The following is a 21,363-nucleotide window of genomic DNA, read 5'->3' as shown; positions in this document are numbered from 1 at the left end:
GGCCGATTAGCCAAACGGCAGGCGGTATGGAGGTGCGGCCGAAGCATTCGCGATACCAACCGCCATCGGCCAGACGCGACTTGCTGAATATTTGGCGTGGGCAGCGTCTCTTCGCCCTACAGCACAGTCTCCAGCCCACTAAGCGTCAGGATAACATTAACTAATCGCCATTATCAGAACTCGATAGCACCGCGATATCGAGACTGAAATGCCGCCTCAAATCACGGTCATCATCAATTCCTACAATTACGGCCGATACATCCGGCAGGCGATCGAAAGCGTCATCGGGCAGGGCTATCCGAATAAACAGATCGTCGTCGTCGACGACGGCTCGACGGATGAGTCCCGCTCGATCATCCACCAGTATAAAGACGTCGTACAGATCATCGCGCACCGTAACATGGGGCAGGCGCGGTCATGCCTCATCGCCGCGCGGTACGCGACCGGCGACATAATCCAGTTTCTCGATTCCGACGACTACCTCCTTCCAGGCGCACTCAGTCAGATCGTCCAGAAGTTCGAACCCGGCGTGTCGAAGGTCCAGTTCCAGCTTTGCCCGATCGATAGCAAGGGCGAGGTCGTCGGCGACCCTTGGCCGATCGAGAACAATCGCATCGACAGCAAGACGATCATATCCCGGATCAGACGCAACGGATGCTATCCTTCGCCGCCCACGTCCGGCAACGCCTATCGTGCGGATGTGGTCAGATCGATCGACAGCATCGACTATGAAACCAGTATCGACGGTATCATCTATTTGTATGCGCCGTTCGTCGGCGACGTCCGGCACATCAATCATCCGCTGGCATCGTACCGATATCACGACGCGAACTACTCGCAGCACGGCAAGCTCGATGCGCGGCGGCTGCGCGATGAGATCCGGATCCATCATGAACGCATCAAACACCTGAACACGTTGGTGCAGGCGCTGGACAGAAGCTTCGTACCGATCACGAATACGCGACACCATTCCGTGGTCCTGATCAAATCGGTGATGACGGCGGTGTGCGACGGCCATCGGCCCAGCCTTTCCTCCCTGCTGCGCTATTGCCAGTCGACCTTTGCCGATCGGGCGCCCCCCGGGAAGCTCGTCCAGCTGGTCGTCTGGTCGCTGGCGATCTATCTATCGCCGCGCGGCCTGCGGATCGCCTTGGCCCGATACAAGGCGTGCCCGTTGGACCGCTCGATCAAGGAATTGCTGAACGGCGCATTCGGCCCCGCCGCTGCATCCTTACGCCATGGACGCGAGGCTGAACGGCCGGAGGGTCTCCCCGTGGCAGGCAGCAATCCACTGGGGTAGGGCGGCAAGCACACGGCACCCATCCTCATGAGGAGGGCGCTTGCTAACCCCGGCATCCTCGGCAAGAATGTCCTATGGGCATATCGACGCAATCCGACGATGCATTGGCGACGCGCGTCGCGGAAGACCCCCGCTACGCCGCATTGGTACGCGATCGACAGCGCTTCTCGTGGACGCTGACCGCGATCACGATCGCCGTCTACAGCAGCTTCATCTCGCTCATCGCCTTCGACAAGCCGCTGATGGCGCGCCCGATCGGCGGTGGCACGATCAGCCTTGCGGTGGTGCTCGGCTTCGCGATGCTGATCGGCACGGTGGCGATCTGCGCGGTCTACGTGCGACGCGCGAACGGCGAATATGATGCGCGGCTCGCCGAGCTGCTCGCGGCGGTCCGCGCGTGACGCGCAGCCTGTGGCGGACGCTCGCGCTGCTCGCGTTGCTCGGCTGGGCGACCGGGGCGAATGCCGCGATCAGCGGCGCGATCCAGCGTCAGCCGACAAACTGGACCGCGATCCTGATGTTCGCCGGGTTCGTCGCGATCACGTTGTTCATCACCGGCGCGGCGGCCCGCCGCACGCGCACCGTATCGGACTTCTACACCGGCGGCGGGATCACCGGCTTCCAGAACGGCCTGGCGATGGCGGGGGACTATTGCTCGGCAGCGTCGTTCCTCGGCATCACCGCACAGATCTTCAACGACGGGTATGACGGGCTGATCTATGCGATCGGCTTCCTCGTCGGCTGGCCGATCGTGCTGTTCCTCGTCGCCGAGAAGCTGCGCAATCTCGGCCAGTTCACCTTTGCCGACGTGGCATCCTATCGCTTTCTGCAGGGTCCGGTGCGCAGCTTCGCGGCGGTCAGCACGCTGTTCGTCGTCGCTTTCTACCTGATCGCGCAGATGGTCGGCGCCGGGCAGCTCGTCCAGCTGCTGTTCGGTCTGCCGTATCTCTATGCGATCACCGTCGTCGGCGGGCTGATGATGATCTACGTCCTGTTCGGCGGCATGCGCGCGACCTCGTGGGTGCAGATCATCAAGGCGGTGATGCTGTTGTGCGGCGCGAGCTTCCTGGTGCTCGGCGTGATGGCGCATGTCGGCTTTTCGTTCGAGACGCTGTTCGCGCGCGCCGTCGCGGTGAAGACGCGGCTGGCGCTCCAAACCGGCCTTTCACCCGCCGAGGCGCTGGTGAAGGGGCGATCGATCATGGGCCCGGGCGGGTTCATCAAGGATCCGATCTCGGCCTTGTCGTTCGGCTTCGCGCTGATGCTCGGCACCGCCGGCCTGCCGCATATCCTCATGCGCTTCTTCACCGTTCCCGATGCCCGCGAAGCGCGCAAATCGATCATGTGGGCGACGGTGTGGATCGGCTATTTCTATGCGCTGACCTTCATCCTCGGCTTCGGCGCGATCGTGATGATCTCGTTCAATCCCGATTACGTCGGCGTGGGCGGCGCGTTACGCGGCGGCAACAACATGGCGGTGATGCATCTGGCGCATGCGATCGGCGGCAACCTGTTCCTGGGCTTCATCTCGGCGGTCGCGTTCGCGACGATCCTCGCGGTGGTCGCGGGGCTGACGCTGTCGGCGGCGTCCGCGATCTCGCACGACATCTACGCCAGCGTGATCCGCCGGGGGACGGCCGATCCCGTCAAGGAGCTGCGCGTGTCGCGCGTCACGACCGTCTTGCTCAGCATCCTGGCGATCGTCCTGGGCATCGTGTTCGAGAAGCAGAACGTCGCCTTCATGGTCAGCCTCGCCTTCGCGCTGGCCGCGTCGGGCAATTTCCCGGTGCTGGTGATGTCGCTGCTGTGGAAGGGCTGCACCACCAACGGCGCGGCATGGGGCGGGGCGATCGGGCTGGCGTCCGCCTTCGGCCTGACCGTCCTGTCGCCGGTGATCTGGGTCGCGGTGTTCGGCTTCGATCACGCCGTCTTCCCGTACAGTTCGCCCGCGTTGTTCTCCGTGCCGGCCGGGTTCCTCGGCATCTGGCTGATCTCGACGCTCGACCGCTCGCCGCGCGCGGCGATCGACAAGGCGGGCTATGCCGCACAGCGCCTGCGCTCCGAGACGGGGCTCGGCGTGCACGACGCCGTCGCGCATTGAGCGGACGGCGCCGCTAGAGCGTCCGGCGCTACGTCCGGGCCTCCGCCGGTATCCCGCAATACCGGTCGAGGAACGTCTGGTGAGGGGGCAGCTGTCGCACGGCACCGGCGATCCCGTCGGCCATGTTCGACAGCGTCGCCTTGAGCTGCGCCGGCGGCATCAATTGCACCAGCGGATGATGGCTCGCCGCACCGAGCCGCTGGCCGAGCATCACCTGCAACCATGAGGCGACGCGAAACAATTCGTGATTGTCCTGATAGGCGTTGGCACTGTCGCGGAACAAGGCGATCCGCTCGCCGAGGCTGTCGGGAATGCGCATCTCGCGCCGGTCGCGCCAGAACGGCTCGTCGCGTTCGTTCAGGTGGTAATGGAGGATGATGAAGTCCCGCACCCCCTCGATCTCGCGCGCGGCTTGCTCGTTGAAGCGCGCCACCGTCGCGTCGCTCGGCCGTCCCGCGGGCAATAGCTGGAGGAAGCGCGTCAGGGCGATCATGATGAGGTGGATGCTGGTCGATTCCAGCGGCTCGACGAAGCCGCTGGCAAGGCTGAGCGCGATGCAGTTGCGGTGCCATGCCGCGCGGCGGCGCCCGGTACGGAATTTGATGAGCCGGGGCGTGATGAGATGCTCGCCCTCGACGGCGTCGAGCAGGCGCGCCTGCGCGGCTTCGTCGCTCAGATAGTCGGCGCAATAGACCAGGCCGTTGCCGACCCGATGCTGCAACGGGATCTTCCAGCGCCAGCCGGCATCGTGCGCGATCGCGCGGGTATAGGGCACCGCCGGTCCCGTCGCACGCGTCTGGATCGCGAGCGCGCGGTTGGTCGGCAGCCAGTGGCTCCAGTCCTCGAAGCCGACGCCCAGCGTCTCGCCGATCAGCAATGCGCGGAAGCCGGTGCAGTCGAAGAACAGGTCGCCCTCGACGCGCCTACCATCCGCCATGACCAGCGCGGCGATATCGCCCGTGTCGGCATCCTGCTCGACCCGCTCGATCTTGCCTTCGATCCGGCGCAGGCCGTTGGTTTCGCATTTGTCCCTGAGATAGCGCGCGTACCGGCCGGCATCGAAATGATAGGCGTAGTTCAGCGCCGGGCTCGCCCCGACGGCGAAGCGGCCGGCGATCGCCGCCTCATGTTCGAGGCAATAGGCGCCGAAGGGCTGCGCCAGTCCCTTGCTCTGCGCCTCCAGCCAGAAATGGTGAAATTCGCTCATCCAGGTCGATTTCCCGACGTCTCCGAACGAATGGATGTACCGATCCCCGTCGCGCGCCCAATTCTCGAACGAGATCGCGAGCTTGAAGCTGGCGCCGGTGGCCCGCATGAACTCCTGCTCGTCGATGCCGATCAGGGCATGGAAGGCGCGGACCGTCGGTATCGTCGACTCGCCGACGCCGACCGTACCGATATCCTCGGATTCGACGAGCGTCACCTCGGCCAGCGCGCCGAGTTGACGGGTCAGGATCGCCGCGGCCAGCCAGCCGGCGGTGCCCCCGCCCGCGATCACGATGCGCCTGATCCCGGTCGTTCCGGTCATCGGTTGATCCGTTGCAGAAGCTGCGCACGCAACCGGCGCGCGGACATGGCGTCGAGCGGGGCGAGCGCGCCCTGGGCTGCATCGGGCAGGTGCGCCGCGGGGCGTCCGGCGGGGCCGAACACATAATAGTCGAACATCGCCGACCACGCCGCCTTTTCCGCTGCCGGCCGGTCGCGCAGGCTGAGGAGAGCGTGGAGGAGGGTGTTCATCGGCGAATCGAGGAAGGGGGGGGCGTCGTTCCACCAGAAATTGATCATCATGTTGAAGTCGGACAGCGCCTCGACGTGATGCCACCAGAGCGCGGGGTAGATGACGGCATCGCCCGCCTCGAGTTCGGCGACGCGTGCGGCGGCCACCGCTTTGGCGAAGTCCGGAAAGCGGTCGGGATCGGGGGCGCGGAAGTCGACCAGCGACACGACCTGGCCGCCGGGCGTCGGCTCCAGCGGTCCCGGATAGAGGTTGGCGATCTGGTCCGGTGGAAAGAGCGTGAAGCGGCGCGCGCCGACGGCGACGCACGCGATGTTGTTCGACATGTCGTAATGCGCGGACGCGGTCGTGCGGTTGCCGATCCAGATGCTGCGCAGCAGGTTCGCCAACGCCGGGCCTGCCGTGGCGAGATCGTTGCCCGCGTCGGCAAGACCGGGGAAATACTGATCGAGATCGGTGGAGCCGACATAGAAGGACGGCGCGTCGGCATCACCCAGATGGGCGAGCATGCGGCCGAGATATTCGCTCAGCGACACCCGCTGCGCCTCGAAGTTCAGGCGGGTCAGGCTTTCGTCGTAGAAATAGCGGCCGCCGAGTTCCGCCGGCGCAGTGTAGCCGACCGCGGGCCGGCCGTTGTAGAACGACAGGAGATAATCGGCCGCCGCCTGCGCGCCGTCGCGTCCGGCGGCGACGAGCGGCCAGTCGCGGCAGAGGCCGCGCACGACGACCGGCTCGCCGGCCAGCACCAGCGCGTGGGGATCGATCTGCGCCTGTCCGGCATCGATTTCCCGCACGCGGGTGGCGGTGATCGGCGGAGCGGTCACGCCGCGGCTCGCTTTCGCGTCTTCAGTTCGATCAGCCGCTGCACGTTGCCGAGCGACGCGGCCGCGAGGATCGCCCCCTCCAGCAGGCCGGCACGATGCAGCCGCTCGAGCCGCTCGCCCGATAGCTCGGCAAGCGCCTGCCGATCGACGGTGAGCAGGTCGGGAAGCTCGTAGGCGCTCTCGTCGTCGAGGCTGATCTGCAAGGTGATCGGTTGCAACAGGCCAGCCTCCCGCCACGCCGCATAGATCGCCGGTGCCGTCTCCAAACCCTCGTAGATCGTGCGCAGGACGTCGCTCACATGGTTCAGCAGCGGCGCATTACCGCCATGCTCGCGAAAAACCGGCAGCCCATCCGACATGCCCACCCGAGCATCATCAACATCAACATGAATCATCGGTTCGCCGGGCTCGACCTCGTGGGGGCCGGCTGGGCCGATCGCGATGGAAAAGGGGCCACGACGCTGGAACGCGGGAACGTAGCTGCTGGTCCAGCGCTCGCCATCGAGGAACAGGTTTTCGTCGCGATCGAGGCCGAGCAGCACATAGGCCTGAAGGCCATCGCCTTCCGGGCGGAAGATGATCGGGAAGGACCGCTGCGCCTCCTCGAACTCTGCCGGGAAGATCGGCAGCTGATTGACGCTGTCGCCGTAATCGGCACCCGCCCGGATGGCGACGCGAAGATCGGCATGATCGACATTGTTGAGCAGGACGCGGTTCATGACTTGGACACCCTGTGCTGAAAAGCAGCATGCTCTTGATGCTGCACGATTTGCCGTGGATCGACCAGCGAGAGAGGGCGGCCGTCGAGAAAAAAAAGGCCGCTCCGAAGAGCGGCCTCAGAGGGGGACGAGGCTGATCCGGGGATCAGAAGCGGTAGCGCGCGCCGAGCAGAAGCCGCGGCTTGTTTTCCTGCGCGAAGAACGTCTGGTTGTTCGAACGACCGTAGCTGCGCACGGACTCGCTGGTGAGGTTGATCCCCTCCAGGGAGACGGCGATCTGTTTGCTGATGTCCCAGCTGACGTTCAGATCGACGGTGCTGTAGGGCGCGAAGAACACCGGGTTGCGATCGGTGGTGCCGCCGCGCCCGATCTCCGACAGGAACTTGTCACGCCAATTGTAGGTAAGGCGTGCCGATATCCCGTTCTTGTCGTAGATGAGCGACGCGTTCGCCGTGTCGGACAGGCCGAGCAAGGCGAATTGATCGACCGTCGGTGCGGCGAGGACATCGATCCCGACATTGCCGCGTACCAGCGTGTAGGACGCCGCGACACCGAAGCCGGTCTGGCCGAAGAAATACTGGCCCGCGAATTCGGCGCCATAGATCTCCGCGTCGCGGTTGTTGATCGGAGAAGCGATCGAGAACACGGCCAGCGGGTCGTTGCCGTCTGGCGTGATGTCGACGGCGCGCGACAGCGTGTCGAAATAGCCCTGGTTGACCGACGTCCCCGAGCTGTTCGCGCGGATGTCGGCATCGGTCTGCCCGACGTTGCCGCCGTTCTGGATCAGCCTGGCCGTATAGCTGAACAGGTTGATGTCCGATCGGTCGAGGCCGAGGCGGCCGAGCGCTGCCGCGGCGGTGCCCGAACGCGATCCCGCGGCGCCCGTTGTGGCATCGCGCAGCCCGAACAGATTGCCGTTCGTCAGACCGGTGCCGACGAAGTTGCGGACCCGCTTGTCGAAGAAGCCGGCCGACACATAGCTCGACGATTTGAAATACCATTCGGCCGAGACGTCGAAATTGTCCGAGACGAGCGGTCGCAGGTTCGGATTGCCTGTCGTGCCGTTCGGCTGGCCGCCGAAGAGCGTGGCGCGGCTGCCCGCACCCGCCGTCGAGCTGACGAACTGGTCGCCGTAGGAGGGGCGTGCGATCGTCCGGCTGAACGACACGCGTGTGATCACGTTGGTGAACGGCGAAATCTGGAAGTCGAGCGCGGGCAATAGATTGTCGTAGCTGCCGCGACCGCTCAGCGGCGACGCGGTCGCCGATCCGGGCACGTTGAAGTCGTTGTCCGACGTCCAGATGATCGCCGACGGTCCGTTGACCCGCGAGAAGGCGCTCACCTTCGTCACTTCATAGCGTGCACCGACGACCAGGGTCGCATCGGCACCGGCGATCTGCCCCTTCCACGTCAGCTGACCGTAGACCGAGGCGATCTTTTCGCGAATGCTGTCGTCGTTCGCGGAACCGGCGGTCACCGGATTGCCGCGATCCGCATAGAGTTGCGAGAACAGATTGGTCAGGGCGACGGCATTGCCGCGGAACGCGTTGAGGCCCGGCCCAGTCACGCCCGGCTTGAAATGGTCGAACTTGCAGACGAGGCAGAACGTCTTGATCAGGTCGCCGGCCTGCGCCGCGACCTCGCCGGGGTTGCTGATGCTCCAGTCGCCGAGCGTCTGCGTCGTCTGCGTGCGGGTCGAGCGCAGCTTGGAGTCGATATAGCTGCCGCCGAACTCCGCCTTGCTGCCCTCGCCAAGATCCCAGCCGAGGCCGAGTTGTGCCTGATTGATGGTCTGGATCTGCCTGGCGCTGTTGGTCCGGGCGACCTGCGTGCCGAGATCGCCGACGTCGAGCTGGCCGTTGCAATTGCCGATCGCGCGGCCGGGGCCGGTGCTGGTGGCGAGCGCGTTACAGTCGTTGATCGTCTCGTTGATCTGCGGAAAGCCGCGCGACCAGTCGATCGTCTGGCCGTTGACGACGTTCGCACCCATCGAGAACAGGGTCGAACTGGCGCCATTCGACGCGTCCGGCAACGCCTCCGACTTGGAATGCTGGATATCCGCGATGAGCTTGAACTTGTCGGTGACGTCCCAGGCGGCGTTCAGGCCATATTCCTGGAGCTTGTCCTTGGTCGCGCGGAACTGCTGCTCGTAGCCGGTGTCCTTGGGGTCGGGGACGGCCTGCGAGATGACCGTCGCAGTGGGCACGGGACTGTCGTCGAAGGTGACGCTGCCGAACGGCCGATTGAGCCAGTTGGTCTGATCCTGCCGCGCTTCGCTCTGCCGGTTCTGCGCCCACAGAACGTCCGCGGTCAGCAGCAGGCTTTCGACGGGACGATATTGCAGCACGCCCGAAGCATTGATCCGCTCACGCGTCGATTCGGAGAAATGATAGCGCGCGTCGTTCGGGAAGGCGATCAGACTGCCGCTCGCCGGCCGGTTGGTCACGATCGTGTTGGCGCCGATGATATCGCCGGGATTGTCGATCGTGCGGATGTTCCACGCGTTGGACGTCGAACTGGCCGCGGCCGAGTTGCGCTTCTGGTAGCTGCCGAACAAGGCGACACCGAAGGTATCGCTATCATTTTTCCAGTTCAAAAGACCGGACACTTCGGGCGTGACTTTCGCCAGGCCGTCTTCGTCCTTCTCGATGCTGGTATCGTAGGAGGCCTTGGCACCGACCGAGCCCGAGAAGCCGGCCTGGCGCGAGTCGAGCGGTTTGCGCGTGATGACGTTGATCGTCGCACCGATGCCGCCGGTGGGGATCGCCGCGCGACCGGTCTTGTAGACCTCCAGCGTGCTGACGCCTTCGGAGGCGAGGTTGCCGAAGTCGAACGAACGTCCCGTCGCAGTCGCGAAATCGACGCTCTGATCGCCGCCCACGCCCTGCAGGTTCGTCGCGGGCAACTGGCGGCCGTTGAGCGTCACGAGGTTGAAGCCGCCGCCGAAGCCGCGCGCGGTGACCTCGGCGCCTTCGCCGTTCACGCGATTGATCGAAACGCCGCTGACGCGCTGGAGCGATTCGGCGAGGTTGGTGTCGGGAAACTTGCCGATGTCCTCGGCGGAGATCGCGTCGACGATGCCGTTCGAATTGCGCTTGATGTCGATGGCGCGGTTCAGCGATGCGCGGATGCCGGTGACGACGATATCGTCGCTCGTGCTATCGGCGGAAGGCGTGGTCGTCGCGCCGTCCTGCGCGGCACGCGGCGCGTCTTCTGATCCCGGCTGCGCATTGGTCGCGGGGGCGTTGGCATCGTTGCCACCCCCCACGACCTGTGCCGCTGCCGGGCTTGCGATGCACATCGCGATCGTGCCGACCGATGTCGTGCAGACGAGCGCACCCGCTAATTTGAAACCCCTCATACTTCCTCCCCGTACGGCTAAGTTGCCGTTTTTGCAGGCAGCCACATCCCACCCGATGACTGTAAATTACTGTCGTGTCCTACGTTGTCAACGGCAATAAAAATATACAATCCATTGCGTCTGTTGTGTCACACCGCCATTTCGAGCGGTCTATATTGGTACGCAGGCGGCTCGCCGCGCGTTGTCGACGCCGCGGGCGTACGTGTCGGGCCACACGGTGCGCGACGTCAGGCGATCGTCGGTCCCGATGGCGTGAGGGTGAGGAACACGTTTGCCGTCAGGCGCCCCCGCCGCGGATCGGAGCTGAGCATTTCGGGCGAGGGCACCGTTCCCGAGTGCAGGACGCAGCTGCGGTAGACGACCAGCCGGTTCCACTTGGCCGTCACCCGCGCGGTCCGTTCGAACCAGGGCGCGCCGTCGTCGACGTAGCCGGCGGGTGCGCCTTCGGTGGCGCGCACCGCATCATATGCCGCGAGTCGCGCCTGGCTCAACAGCTCGAACCCCGTGGCGCGATGGCGATAGAAAGCGGTGCCGCCGGCCGCTTCGTCGCAGAGATAGTGAAGGATCGCGAACTGCATAGGGTTCACCGAATCGACGTGCGGCACCCGTTGCGCCGGCTTCAGATCGGCCGGCGGCAAGGTCACGAGCGAGAACGCGCCCTGCGCATGCAGCGGACGTACCGACCCGAGCGAGAAGGCTTCGGCGAGCGGCCTGACGAGCACGTTCACGACCGACTGGATATAGCCATCGGGCAGCGCCGCGCGCAGTCCCGGATAGCCTCCCGTAGGACCGAAGGCGGGTTGGAACGCTTGCGCCGCGGCAATGTCGCGCAGCCCGGCCGGGTCGGCGAGGAATCCGTCGGCTTGAAGCAGCGGTTCCTGCTCGCTCCCGATCACGGATGCGCCAAGCCTGACCCCCGTCGCGAGGTCGAAGCTGGTCGTCATCGCTCGATCACTTTCGGCAGGGCTGCCTTTTCACCGCGGATCAGGCGCTGCGCCCGAAGGGTCATACCAACCGGTTCTGCCGTATGACCTCCTTGTACCAGGCCGCACTCAGCTTCGGGGTCCGTTTCTGCGTGGCGAAATCGACATAGTGGATCCCGAAGCGTTTGCCGTAGCCGTCCGCCCATTCGAAATTGTCCATCAGGCTCCACAGGAAATAGCCTTTGAGCGGATAGCCTTCCGCCACGGCGCGGCGGAACTGCCCGATATAATTTCGCAGATACATGATCCGGTCGACGTCATCGATACGGCCGTCGGCAACGGGATCGTCCGCCGATGCGCCATTCTCCGATATGAAGAGCGACTTGGGCCGCCACAGCTCGCTCACCATCCGTACGCCCCAATAAGCGACTTCCGGACCCACGACGAGCCAGGGCGATGCCATCCGCGGCGAGGATGCGATATGCGGGATGACGGCATATCCCTTCGGGCCAGCATCGGCGCGGACCCATTCGGGCGCGTAGATGTTAAGCGCGACGAAATCGAGCGGACTGCCGATCGCGGCCATGTCGCCCGACTGCACCTTGGGAGCGGCCGCGCCCTGCTCGGCGAGATAGCTGTCGAGATAATGTCCCTCCATGATCGCGGTCAGGAACATCGCATTCTTTTCCCGTGTCGCCTTCTTCGCCGCGGCGATATGCTCGGCCGTTTCGATCACCGGGATATGGAAGCTGGTATTGTCCGCCAGGCCGACGCGCGTGCCCGGCTCAGCATGCGCGCGGATCGCCTGAACGCCCAGCCCGTGCGCGAGCACACCATGATGGCGAACCTGGTTGACCGCCGCCGCCGCCAGCTTGAGTCCGGGTGCGTGTATGCCGCGCTGATGGCCCAGATCGGTAAAGCAGGCGAGTTCGTTGACCGTCATGAAATCCTGGACGCGATCCGACAGCTTGCTCGCCATGAATCCCGCATAATCGGCAAAAGCATAAGCCGTGTCGCGGTTCTGCCAGCCGCCCGGCAGCGCCTGTGGAAGATCCCAGTGGAACATCGTCACGTACGGCCGGATGCCTGCGGCGATCAGCGCATCGATGATCTTATTGTAATAGTCGAGGCCCTTTTGATTGACCTTGCCGCGCCCATTCGGAAAGATGCGCGACCACGCGATCGACATCCGGTAGCTGTTGACGCCGAGCGCCTTCAGCAGCGCGATGTCCTCCGCATAGCGGTGGTAACTGTCACAGGCGACGTCGCCGGTATCATTGTTGGCGACCTTGCCGGGCGTATGCGAAAAGACGTCCCAGTTGGTCTGGCCGCGACCATCTTCGCGCACGGCACCTTCGATCTGATAGGCGGCGGTGGCACAGCCCCAGCGGAAGTCGGCGGGGAACGAGAGGTCGACGGGATCGGCAGATGCCCGTTGCATCCCCGCTGCTAGGCCGACGCCGGCCGTCAATCCGTTCCGTAGCATGTCGCGGCGGTTCATCTGCCCTCTCCGATATATCGCTTTTGTAGCGTTGCCGGCATAACGGCCTTTTTGTCCTACGTTGTCAATCGGCTGCGAGCGATATTTCGCTATGCTGTCCGGACGCCGATGTGGACCAAATGCACGATCGTGCCTACGCCGTCTCATGGTCCACGATCAGCGCCGCACTACGATTGTCGATGTCGCCCGCCATGCGGGGGTGTCGATCAAGACGGTTTCCCGGGTCCTGAACGGGCAACCCCATGTGACGGAGGAGGTGATCCGGCGCGTCAGGGAGGCGGCGGCCGCGGTCAACTACCATCCCAACATGCTGGCACGCGCGCTGGTTCAGCGCCGCTCGCATCTGATCGGCCTCGTCTACGAAAATCCGTCGCCCAGCTATGTGGTCGATCTGCAGAAGGGTGTGCTGGAACGCCTGCGCGGCGAACACTTCCGCCTCGTCGTCATTCCGATCGCCTCGATCTCGGAGCATGAAGCCGACGTCGTAGGATTGTTACGGTCGGCAGCGCTCGACGGCGTCGTGCTCGCCCCGCCAGCGTCGGACAACGCCCGCATCATGGCGGACCTCACCGCGGCGAGCATCCGCTTCGCGCGGATCGCCCCGACGCGCCTGATCGAGGCGGGGCCGAGCAATCTGATCGACGACGTGACGGCCGCGCGCGAAATAGCGGCGCATGTCATCGCGCTCGGCCATCGCAACGTGGGCATCATCACGGGCGATCCCACGCACGCCTCCGCCGATGCGCGGATGAAAGGCTATGGCGAGGCGTTCGCAGCAGCGGGTTTGCCGATGCCGCGCGATCACGTGGCGACCGGCTTCTACACCTATGACAGCGGCTATGCGGCGGCGCAGACCTTGCTGCATCGCGCCAATCGGCCGACCGCGATCCTCGCGCAAAACGACGATATGGCGGTTGGTGCGCTGATCGCCGCGCTCGAGGCGGGGCTGACGGTTCCGGGCGATCTGTCGATCACCGGCTTTGACGATTCTGAAGTCGCGCGGATCGCTTGGCCGGCGATCACGACGGTGCGTCAGCCGGTGTTCGATATGGCGGTCGCGGCCGCCGACATGGTCGTGGCCCAGCTCAATGACCAAAGCCCTGACATGTGTCGCAAGCATCGACACGAACTGATCATCCGTCAGTCGACCGGGCCTGTGCCCCGCTGATGCACCCCACTTGAGCCGTCGGCCGTGATCCGCCCAAAGGAAGATCGAACCTAAGGTGTTGCCGCTTCGAACGCTCGCGAGCGGTAAGACAGCCGAGCTGAACGGACGTGCGCCTAGGCGTGATCTGGCGGTCCACTCTCGATCGCGGCTGCGTCCATCCAGAACGGTCCGAAGCCGTGACCATCAAGATCCTCGAACGCGCGGCTGTACATGAAACCCATGTCTTGCGGCTCATGCACCTCACGTCCGCCCGCTTCGACCGCTGCCCGCGTAATCGCGTCGACCGCTTCGCGACTATCGAACGACAGCGCGTAATGTCCGGTGGAGTTCGTCGTCGCGTCGACGATCGTCTTCTCGGTGAATGTCGCAAAGAAGGGCTTGGCGAGCAGCATGACGTAGATCGCATCCGACCACACCATCGAAGACGACTGCTCGTTGCTGAAGCGGGCGTTCTTCTCGAAGCCGATCGCCTCATAAAAGGCCGTCGATGCCGCGACATCGGCGACCGGCAAGTTGACGAAGATCATCTTGGTCATCGTAATGCTCCCTGCGTCGAAACGGCGGCCGCCGAGTCGACCGGCGCGCAGCGCGGAGATCAGAATGAACGATTAACCGAAATTGGGAAGCGGGCAGGGCGATTTGAGCGACGCCTTGTGCCAAATCTGTCGAAGTAGGCGCTATGCCTTTGCGAGAAGCTGCTCGACCCGGAAAACGAGTTCGTCCGGGTCGAACGGCTTTTTCATATAATCGTTGGCGCCGGCGAAGCGGGCGAGCTCCTCGTCGCGCTGCCCCTGACGCCCGGTGAGCATCATGACCGGCAGATCGGCGAAGGCAGCGCTCTTGCGCAGTTCCTGCACCAACAGGACGCCCGCCAGACCCGGCATGTTGCAGTCGAGGATCACCAGATCAGGCTTTCGCGCCTTGATGATCTTGAGCGCCTCGCCACCGTCGAGGACGAGCCCGGCGCCGTGGCCCGCCGAAATGAGCGCATCGCGTGCGATTTCACCGACGATCTCGTCGTCGTCTGCGATGATGATCCGGGCCATAAGTGTCTCGCTCTAGGTTTCGAAATCCGCGGTTCGGGGTGGCGCAACGCCGTCGAACCCGAGCACCCATCTTTAAGAACCAATGGTTCAACAAGGCCTTAACCAATCCCGCCGTAGACGCGACGTCTAACGGGAGACGCCGCGATGTACACGGAGAGGATCAGGTCGCAGGTCGCGCTCATCGTCGCGATGGTCCTGCTGATCTGCTGTGCGGGGTCCGGGCTCTGGCTGGTCCACGAGAAGCAGAAGGCCGACGCCTGGGTTCGCCACACCTACACCGTCAAGGAGCATCTCTCCGACGTCCGCGTCGATCTGCTGCGCGCGGAGGTATACCGCCGCGCCCTCGTCCTCGGCGACACGCAGGCGCGCGACACGCTCGCGCAGATCGCCCGCGAAGTGCCGCGGCAATTGTCGACGCTGCGCCGGTCGACCGACGACAATCCCGATCAGCACGCCCGCGTCGAAGCGTTCGCCCAGATCGCAACCACCAGGCTGAAGGACATCGACGAGACCATCGCTTTGACCCGGCAGGGCAGGGCGAGTGACGCGATCGGGATCATGGCGAGCCCCGACAGTCATGAGGCCACCGCCGCCCTGATCGACCTGATCAAGCGGATCAGCGCCGAGGAGCGGCGCCTGCTGGCTATCCGGCTAAAGCACGCCGAGAATCTGCGCGAGCCGATCCAGGCGGGCCTGATCGTTAGCGGCTTGCTCATCGTGCTGCTTGCCGTGCTCGTCTACCGTGATCGCTGGCGGCGGCTCGACGCCTTGCGCATCGCGAACGAGCGGCTCGAGGCGGACATCCTGCGCCGCGAAATGGCGGAATCGGAACTGGCGCTCCTCGCGCAGAACGCTACCGATGCCGTGCTGCGCATCGACCTCAAGGGTCGCTGCATCTATGCGTCGCCATCGGTCGAGCAATTGTTCGGGGTCAAAGCCAGCGTGCTGGTCGGGCAACGGCTGGGCGCGTCGGTTCACCCCGACGATCGTCCCGAAATGCAATCATTCCACCGCGCGCTCGTCACCGGCAGCCTCGATCGCGGCGTGCGGGCCTATCGCGCCAAGCGGATCGACATGCCGGCGTACGAGCTATGGATCGAAGCGCATTCCGGCCTCGTCCGCGACCCAGCCACTGGCGAACCGCGCGAGATCATCACGTCGCTGCGCGACGTCACCGAACGCAAACGCCTCGAAGTCGAACTGGAGGCGGCGCGCGAACATGCCGAAGCCGCCGTGCGCGCCAAGTCGAGTTTCCTCGCCAATATGAGCCATGAGATACGCACGCCGATGAATGGCGTTCTGGGCTTCGCCGACCTGTTGCTCAACAGCGAGATATCGACGGAGCAACGCCATCAGGCGCAATTGATCGTCGATTCCGCCAAGGCGATGATGCGCCTGCTCAACGACATTCTCGATCTCTCCAAGATCGAGGCAGGGCAGATGCAAATCTCGCCCGAGCCGATCGATCTCCGCCATGCTCTGCGCAACTGCATCAAGCTCGTACAACCCGCCGCATCCCAGAAGGGCCTGCGGCTCGATGTCGAGATCGACGACACGCTGCCGGTCTGCGTGCTGCTGGATGGCCTGCGATTGCGTCAGGTCACGCTGAACCTGCTAGCGAATGCGGTGAAATTCACCCCGGCGGGCAGCGTGTGCCTGCGTGCATATGGCGTCGAGCGGCAGGGGCGTGCGATGTTCGAAGTCGCCGTGGAGGATACCGGCATCGGCATCCCCGCGCATCGTCAGGCGGCGGTATTCGATCAATTCACCCAGGCCGAACAATCCACGGCGAAACGGTTCGGCGGCACCGGTCTCGGCCTGACGATCAGCAAGCAACTCGCGGCGTTGATGAGCGGCAGTCTGGAACTGACCAGCGACGAGGGGATCGGCACGACGTTCACGCTGCGCCTGCCATTGCTGCCGGCGCAAACCGACGCGCGGGAAGCGGTCCTGATCGCCGCCCGGGCGACCGGGCAGCGCCCGCTCCGTATCCTTCTCGCCGAGGATCACGACGTCAATCAGGTGTTGATGAAGGCGATGCTGTCGCGGCTCGGCCATGATTGCGTCATCGTCGACAACGGCCTGCGCGCCGTGCAGGCGGCGACCGCCGCCGATGCGAATTTCGACCTGCTGCTGATGGACGTGCAGATGCCCGTCATGGACGGGCTGGACGCCGCCAGAGCGATACGGTCGGCGGGGATCACCGCCGATCACCTGCCGATCGTGGCGCTGACGGCCAATGCCTATGCCGACGACGTCGCCACCTGCCTCGACGCCGGGATGCAGGACCATCTCGCCAAGCCGCTCGACCTGGCGATGCTGACGCGCGCCGTCCAGAAATGGACCCGTTCCGCGCCTTTCCAGGTCATCGCCACACCGACGTTCACCGTCAGCCCGGCACTACAAGCCCGCTTCGACGACCGTAAGGCGGAACTGGTTTCCCTGGCCGAGCGCCTCGCCGCCGACGACCAGTTGAACGAAGAGCAGGTCAGGCAGCTTGCGGGGCTCCTCCACAAGCTAGCGGGCTCCGCCGCGATGTTCGGGCAGAGGGATCTCGGCATACGCGCGGCAGAACTCGAGGAGCAGCTGGAAACGGCGGCAGCGGGCAGTGAGAAGAGCGTGGTTCATACGGTGTTGGAGACGCTGCGCAACGTGGCTTAGGCGATCGAGAGCGCCGCTTCCGGTCAGTAGATGTGTCCATCTGGATATCGACAGTATCAGATGAACATCCGGTGGTGGAGAACCAGCGCCGCGGCGCCCAGCGGAGCCGCCAGATCCGGCTCCAGCGCCGCCACCGCAAGCGTCGCGGGCGGCTCGCGTACGCCGCGGCGTTCGGGCAGGGTGCGTTCGGGCCATTCCACCGCGTCGACGATCTGGCGCGCGAGCGCGCGCGGCAACCGGCCGCCCAGCACGATCGCTTCGCAGTCGAAGGCATAACGTAGCGTCTGGAATAGCCAGGTGAAGGAATCCTGGCGCGCGGCGAGCCACGCGTCGACCCCCGGCCAGCGCGGATCAAACCGCGCCACCAGATCGCCGATGCCGTCGCAGACGGTGCCGTGGTCCGTTAGCGTGGCCCTGAGGTCGCCGAGGTTCGGCGTGGTGCGACCCGCGAAGGTGAACAGCCCGGCGATCTCGCCGGCATTGCCGTGATGGCCACGGAACAACTGGCCGTCGATGACGGTCGCGGCGCGGAAGCCGGCAGCGACGTTGACGTAGCAGAAGCTGCCGAAGTCGGCGCCGATGCCGAGCAGATGCTCACCGATCGCGGTGGCCGCCGCGATGTTCTCGACCATCGCGGGCAGGCCGAGGCGGCGGCCGACGAGCGCTTCGAGATCGACCAGCGCCCAGTCGTCGAGTTCGGGGGAGGGGTTGACGATCCGCGGGGCGGTGAAGAAGCCGGCGATCGCCACGCCGATCCCGACGATCCGCTCGCGCAGCGGCTGTTCGTCGCGGAAGCTGGCGACCGCATCGAGCAGGGCAGCGCGCGGCATCCCCGGCAGGCTGATCTCCCGCCGCGCGCGAACCGCCCCCGCGAGGTCGAGCAGCAGCACGTCGGCGCGGTCGGTCATCACCGACAGGCCGAGGCTGAAGGCGGCGTCGGGAACGATGTGGATCGTCGCGCTCGGCTGGCCGCGGCCCTGCGCCACGGCCTCGCCCGCACGGACCAGCCCCGCGGCCTCCAGCTCCTCGGTGGCGCGGAAGATCGCGGTGCCCGACAGGCCGGTGTCGCGGATCAGCGCCGATCGCGACAGGCCGTCGTGCCGCCTGACGAGGGTCAGCACGCGGCGCGCGCGCGGGGTGAGGGAGAGGTGGTTCATCTTCACTAACTTTACGCAGAGGCCGACCGCCCAGCGTTAGCCCCACCGTCTTCAGACTGTCAAATACATATCGTACAGAGTGATATTTATTAACCGATGTCGAGGGGGCTCATGACATATTTTACGAGACGTTCCATGCTGTTGACGCTGGCAGCCGGCACGATGCTGGCGGGGATGCCGGCGCAGGCTCAGGAGCAGGCCGGTGCGTCTGTCGCAGGCGACGCGAGCGCGCAGGACAGCGATCAGCCGGACATCGTCGTCACCGGCTTCCGCGCATCGCAGCGCTCGGCGACCAAGGCGAAGCGCGACGCGGCGGTGATCCTCGATTCCGTCGCGCAGGACGATGTCGGCCGATTGCCCGACCTCAACATCGTCGAGGCGAGCCGGCGGATCACCGGCGTGTCCGTGGTCGGCGGTGCGGATGCGACCAAGAACCGCGACATCTATCAGCGTGCGACGATCCGCGGTCTCGATCCGCGCTACAATCTCGTCACGATCGACGGCATCCCGCTCGCCTCGCCCGACTGGGTCTATCGCGGTGCGCGGCTCGAGATGCTGCCGGCATCGCTGGTCTCGCGGATCGAGGCGATCAAGAGCGTCACCGCGCAATATGATCCGCACGCGCTGGGCGGGCAGATCAACATCGTGTCGAAGAGCGCGTTCGACGGCCGCGGCGATCGCAGCCTCGTGCTCAACGCCAATGCCGGCGACAACGACACCGCCGGCAAGCTCGTCCGCGGTGGTGGTGTGACGATCCGCACCGATGCCACCGCCGCGGCGCGGTTCGGCGCCAACCGCGAGTTCGGCGTCGTCGCCTCGGCCGAATACCAGCGCCTGCCGTCGACCGCGCGCGCCGAACTGCCCGGCGACAGCAACGGCGCGGGCTGGTCCTATTTCACCGCAAAGGGCGCGCGCACGCCCTTCGCCGCTCCGTCGACCGGCTATCCGGTACCGGTACGCAACCAAGATTATTTCTTCGAGAACATGCGCACCCGGCTCAGCGGCAATCTGAAGCTGGAATGGCGACCCGACGATGCGACCGCGCTGGCGCTGTTCGGCGGCTATTATCACGACACCGATACCGAGACCCGGTACGAGATGCTCACCGTCCCGACCGGCGCGCCGACCGACGTTACGCCGACCAGCGGCCGGTTTGCGCGCGGCGACCTGCAACAAGGGCTGACCTATCAACCGGTGACGCGCGACACCTGGCTGGTCGATGCCAAGGGGCATCACGATTTCGGCGGTGGCGTGGTGCTCGACACGACCCTCGCGCGATCGCAGGCGACCTATCGCGAGCTGCGCGAGATGATCAAATACGACACCAACCCGCAGCCTGGCAGCGCCACGGCAGGCTATCTGCCGGCGTTCGGCTATGCCTATCGCATCGTCCACGGCCGCTCGCGGCTGACGCTCAACGACAGCGCCGCGGCCAACAATCCCGACAGCTATCGCGCGCTCTACTATCGCAGCATCGACCGCAACCTCGATTCGACGGTGGATTACGCCAAGGTCAACCTCGGCATCAACGCCGCGGCGCTCGACCGCGGCTTCGGCGCCAACATCGGCGTCGCGGCGACGCGCACCGATCTCGCCTACGACCAGCGCTACGCCGAATATGTCCCCGCCGATGCCGCTGGACAGACGACGATCGGGTCGATGCGCGGCCTGCTCTACGATCAGCGTCCCGGCGCCTATATGACGCCAGACGTCCCCTATCTGCTGATCGACCGGCAGGCGGCATGGCAGCGGTTTGCGGCAACGCGCAGCGCCTTCGTCGCCACCAACCAGATCGCCAACAATGCCGCCGACGATTTCCGCGATCTGGAGACGACCAAGGCGGCCTATGCGCAGGCGCTGTTCCGCACCGACCGCTTCGACGTGCAGGCCGGGGTGCGCTACGACAGCACGCATCTCGTCGTCGACACCAACCAGCCGACCAGCACCGCGGCGACCGCCTATCGCGCGATGCGGCGCACCACCGGCTATGCCTATTGGCTGCCCTCGGCGCTCGCCACCTATCAGCTCGGCGATGGCATGCGGCTGCGCGCGGGCGTGTCGAAGACGATCGGCCGGCCAGACTATAGCCAATATGCCGTTCGCAACACGTTCGGGGTCGGCACCGACGGCACGCTGACGATCAGCACCGGAAACCCCGACCTGAAACCGCGCGAGGCGTGGAATTACGACCTGTCTTACGAATGGTATCTCGGCGCCGGCATTATCTCGGTCGCCGCCTTCACCAAGGATATCCGCAACGAGATCTTCACCAGCAGCCAGCAGGGGCCGGCGACGCTGTTCCAGGGCGTCACCTACCAGACCGTCTTCGTCGCCACGCCGCGCAACGCCGCGTCGGCGCGGGTGAAGGGGCTGGAGGTCGGCTATACCATCGACCGGGTCGCGGCGGTGCCGGGCCTCGGCTTCAACGCCAACGTCACGCTGCTCGACGGATCGTATCGCCAGCCGGTCAGCGCGGCGGGGATCACCGCGGGCCTGCCGGCGACGCGGCGGACCAGCGGATTGATCCAGCAGCCCGACTATATCGCAAACCTCACCGTCTTCTATGCCACCGGGCCGGTCGAGCTGCGCGGTTCGTACAATCGCATCGGTCGTGCGCTGCAATCGGCGGACGGCGATACGCCGCTGCGCGATCTCTATCAGGAGCCGCGCCAGCAAGTCGACGTGCAGGCGCGCTTCGCGGTGCGCGACGGGCTCGATCTCGTCGGTCAGGTGCAGAATCTCACCAAGGAGGCGTTCGTCGTCCGCCAGGGGCGCCGGCGCGAGGACGTCAATTACTTCTTCCCGGTCGGACGGACGTTTTGGCTCGGCCTGTCGTGGACGCCGAAGCTGTGAGGCCGCTGCTGTCG

At 65.2% G+C, this 21,363-nt stretch carries 15 protein-coding genes; 6 read left to right on the top strand and 9 right to left on the bottom strand.

From position 1 onward, the window contains the following. The first annotated feature begins 208 nt into the window (after positions 1-208). From ACLBWH_RS00865 to ACLBWH_RS00855, 3 genes are all read left to right on the top strand, one after another. Positions 209-1,300, top strand: coding sequence for a glycosyltransferase family 2 protein (locus tag ACLBWH_RS00865; RefSeq protein WP_447796083.1), 1,092 nt, complete (start codon positions 209-211; stop codon positions 1,298-1,300). Between the two features lie 74 nt (positions 1,301-1,374). Then, positions 1,375-1,701, top strand: a complete 327-nt coding sequence (locus ACLBWH_RS00860; RefSeq protein ID WP_322849238.1) for a DUF485 domain-containing protein — start codon at positions 1,375-1,377, stop codon at positions 1,699-1,701. After that, positions 1,698-3,401, top strand: a complete 1,704-nt coding sequence (locus ACLBWH_RS00855) for a cation acetate symporter (RefSeq protein ID WP_322849239.1) — start codon at positions 1,698-1,700, stop codon at positions 3,399-3,401. The genes ACLBWH_RS00860 and ACLBWH_RS00855 overlap by 4 nt, the downstream gene beginning before the upstream one ends. A 28-nt stretch (positions 3,402-3,429) precedes the next feature. Here the strand turns inward: ACLBWH_RS00855 and ACLBWH_RS00850 are convergent, their stop codons facing one another. From ACLBWH_RS00850 to ACLBWH_RS00825, 6 genes are all read right to left on the bottom strand, one after another. Next, positions 3,430-4,929 carry a tryptophan halogenase family protein gene (locus ACLBWH_RS00850; RefSeq protein ID WP_447796082.1) on the bottom strand — a complete coding sequence of 500 codons (1,500 nt, stop codon included), beginning with the start codon at positions 4,927-4,929 and terminating at the stop codon, positions 3,430-3,432. Then, positions 4,926-5,960 carry a cupin-like domain-containing protein gene (locus ACLBWH_RS00845; protein WP_447796080.1) on the bottom strand — a complete coding sequence of 345 codons (1,035 nt, stop codon included), beginning with the start codon at positions 5,958-5,960 and terminating at the stop codon, positions 4,926-4,928. Before ACLBWH_RS00845 ends, ACLBWH_RS00850 begins: the two co-directional genes overlap by 4 nt. After that, positions 5,957-6,679 carry a SapC family protein gene (locus tag ACLBWH_RS00840; protein ID WP_447796078.1) on the bottom strand — a complete coding sequence of 241 codons (723 nt, stop codon included), beginning with the start codon at positions 6,677-6,679 and terminating at the stop codon, positions 5,957-5,959. Before ACLBWH_RS00840 ends, ACLBWH_RS00845 begins: the two co-directional genes overlap by 4 nt. A gap of 145 nt (positions 6,680-6,824) precedes the next feature. Then, a complete protein-coding gene (locus ACLBWH_RS00835; RefSeq protein WP_322849243.1) occupies positions 6,825-10,040 on the bottom strand; it encodes a TonB-dependent receptor in 3,216 nt (1,071 codons plus the stop codon). A gap of 227 nt (positions 10,041-10,267) precedes the next feature. Continuing rightward, entirely contained in the window at positions 10,268-10,984 is a 717-nt protein-coding gene (locus tag ACLBWH_RS00830; RefSeq protein WP_447796076.1) for a DUF6445 family protein, read from the bottom strand. A gap of 61 nt (positions 10,985-11,045) precedes the next feature. After that, on the bottom strand, positions 11,046-12,464 hold the full coding sequence (locus ACLBWH_RS00825) for a GH1 family beta-glucosidase (RefSeq protein ID WP_447796075.1): 1,419 nt from the start codon (positions 12,462-12,464) through the stop codon (positions 11,046-11,048). 145 nt (positions 12,465-12,609) lie between these two features. On the opposite strand from ACLBWH_RS00825, the gene ACLBWH_RS00820 reads away from it, so the two are divergent. Beyond that, positions 12,610-13,632 carry a LacI family DNA-binding transcriptional regulator gene (locus ACLBWH_RS00820; protein WP_447796074.1) on the top strand — a complete coding sequence of 341 codons (1,023 nt, stop codon included), beginning with the start codon at positions 12,610-12,612 and terminating at the stop codon, positions 13,630-13,632. Positions 13,633-13,745: 113 nt separating this feature from the next. Here the strand turns inward: ACLBWH_RS00820 and ACLBWH_RS00815 are convergent, their stop codons facing one another. Both ACLBWH_RS00815 and ACLBWH_RS00810 read right to left on the bottom strand, forming a co-directional pair. Next, positions 13,746-14,168: a VOC family protein gene (locus ACLBWH_RS00815; RefSeq protein WP_447796072.1), complete on the bottom strand. Its 423-nt coding sequence runs from the start codon at positions 14,166-14,168 to the stop codon at positions 13,746-13,748. A gap of 141 nt (positions 14,169-14,309) precedes the next feature. Then, positions 14,310-14,678 carry a response regulator gene (locus ACLBWH_RS00810; RefSeq protein ID WP_038665254.1) on the bottom strand — a complete coding sequence of 123 codons (369 nt, stop codon included), beginning with the start codon at positions 14,676-14,678 and terminating at the stop codon, positions 14,310-14,312. A gap of 144 nt (positions 14,679-14,822) precedes the next feature. Between ACLBWH_RS00810 and ACLBWH_RS00805 the strand changes: the two genes are divergently transcribed. Next, positions 14,823-17,339, top strand: a complete 2,517-nt coding sequence (locus ACLBWH_RS00805) for an ATP-binding protein (protein WP_447796069.1) — start codon at positions 14,823-14,825, stop codon at positions 17,337-17,339. 56 nt (positions 17,340-17,395) lie between these two features. On the opposite strand, the gene ACLBWH_RS00800 is transcribed toward ACLBWH_RS00805, so the two are convergent. After that, positions 17,396-18,496, bottom strand: coding sequence for an ROK family transcriptional regulator (locus ACLBWH_RS00800; RefSeq protein ID WP_447796067.1), 1,101 nt, complete (start codon positions 18,494-18,496; stop codon positions 17,396-17,398). Positions 18,497-18,631: 135 nt separating this feature from the next. On the opposite strand from ACLBWH_RS00800, the gene ACLBWH_RS00795 reads away from it, so the two are divergent. Then, positions 18,632-21,349, top strand: coding sequence for a TonB-dependent receptor (locus tag ACLBWH_RS00795; protein WP_447796066.1), 2,718 nt, complete (start codon positions 18,632-18,634; stop codon positions 21,347-21,349). Positions 21,350-21,363: the final 14 nt, after the last annotated feature.

Source organism: Sphingomonas sp. M6A6_1c, assembly GCF_053345135.1.
This window is presented reverse-complemented; position numbering and strand designations above follow the sequence as displayed.

Excerpts from the sequence above, each read along its gene's own strand:
- ACLBWH_RS00820 (WP_447796074.1), top strand. The coding sequence starts at position 12,610 with ATGGTCCACGATCAGCGCCGCACTACGATTGTCGATGTCGCCCGCCAT.
- ACLBWH_RS00810 (WP_038665254.1), bottom strand. The coding sequence starts at position 14,678 with ATGGCCCGGATCATCATCGCAGACGACGACGAGATCGTCGGTGAAATC.
- ACLBWH_RS00835 (WP_322849243.1), bottom strand. The coding sequence starts at position 10,040 with ATGAGGGGTTTCAAATTAGCGGGTGCGCTCGTCTGCACGACATCGGTC.
- ACLBWH_RS00830 (WP_447796076.1), bottom strand. The coding sequence starts at position 10,984 with ATGACGACCAGCTTCGACCTCGCGACGGGGGTCAGGCTTGGCGCATCC.
- ACLBWH_RS00805 (WP_447796069.1), top strand. The coding sequence starts at position 14,823 with ATGTACACGGAGAGGATCAGGTCGCAGGTCGCGCTCATCGTCGCGATG.
- ACLBWH_RS00795 (WP_447796066.1), top strand. The coding sequence starts at position 18,632 with ATGCTGTTGACGCTGGCAGCCGGCACGATGCTGGCGGGGATGCCGGCG.
- ACLBWH_RS00860 (WP_322849238.1), top strand. The coding sequence starts at position 1,375 with ATGGGCATATCGACGCAATCCGACGATGCATTGGCGACGCGCGTCGCG.
- ACLBWH_RS00850 (WP_447796082.1), bottom strand. The coding sequence starts at position 4,929 with ATGACCGGAACGACCGGGATCAGGCGCATCGTGATCGCGGGCGGGGGC.
- ACLBWH_RS00865 (WP_447796083.1), top strand. The coding sequence starts at position 209 with ATGCCGCCTCAAATCACGGTCATCATCAATTCCTACAATTACGGCCGA.
- ACLBWH_RS00825 (WP_447796075.1), bottom strand. The coding sequence starts at position 12,464 with ATGAACCGCCGCGACATGCTACGGAACGGATTGACGGCCGGCGTCGGC.
- ACLBWH_RS00800 (WP_447796067.1), bottom strand. The coding sequence starts at position 18,496 with ATGAACCACCTCTCCCTCACCCCGCGCGCGCGCCGCGTGCTGACCCTC.
- ACLBWH_RS00815 (WP_447796072.1), bottom strand. The coding sequence starts at position 14,168 with ATGACCAAGATGATCTTCGTCAACTTGCCGGTCGCCGATGTCGCGGCA.
- ACLBWH_RS00840 (WP_447796078.1), bottom strand. The coding sequence starts at position 6,679 with ATGAACCGCGTCCTGCTCAACAATGTCGATCATGCCGATCTTCGCGTC.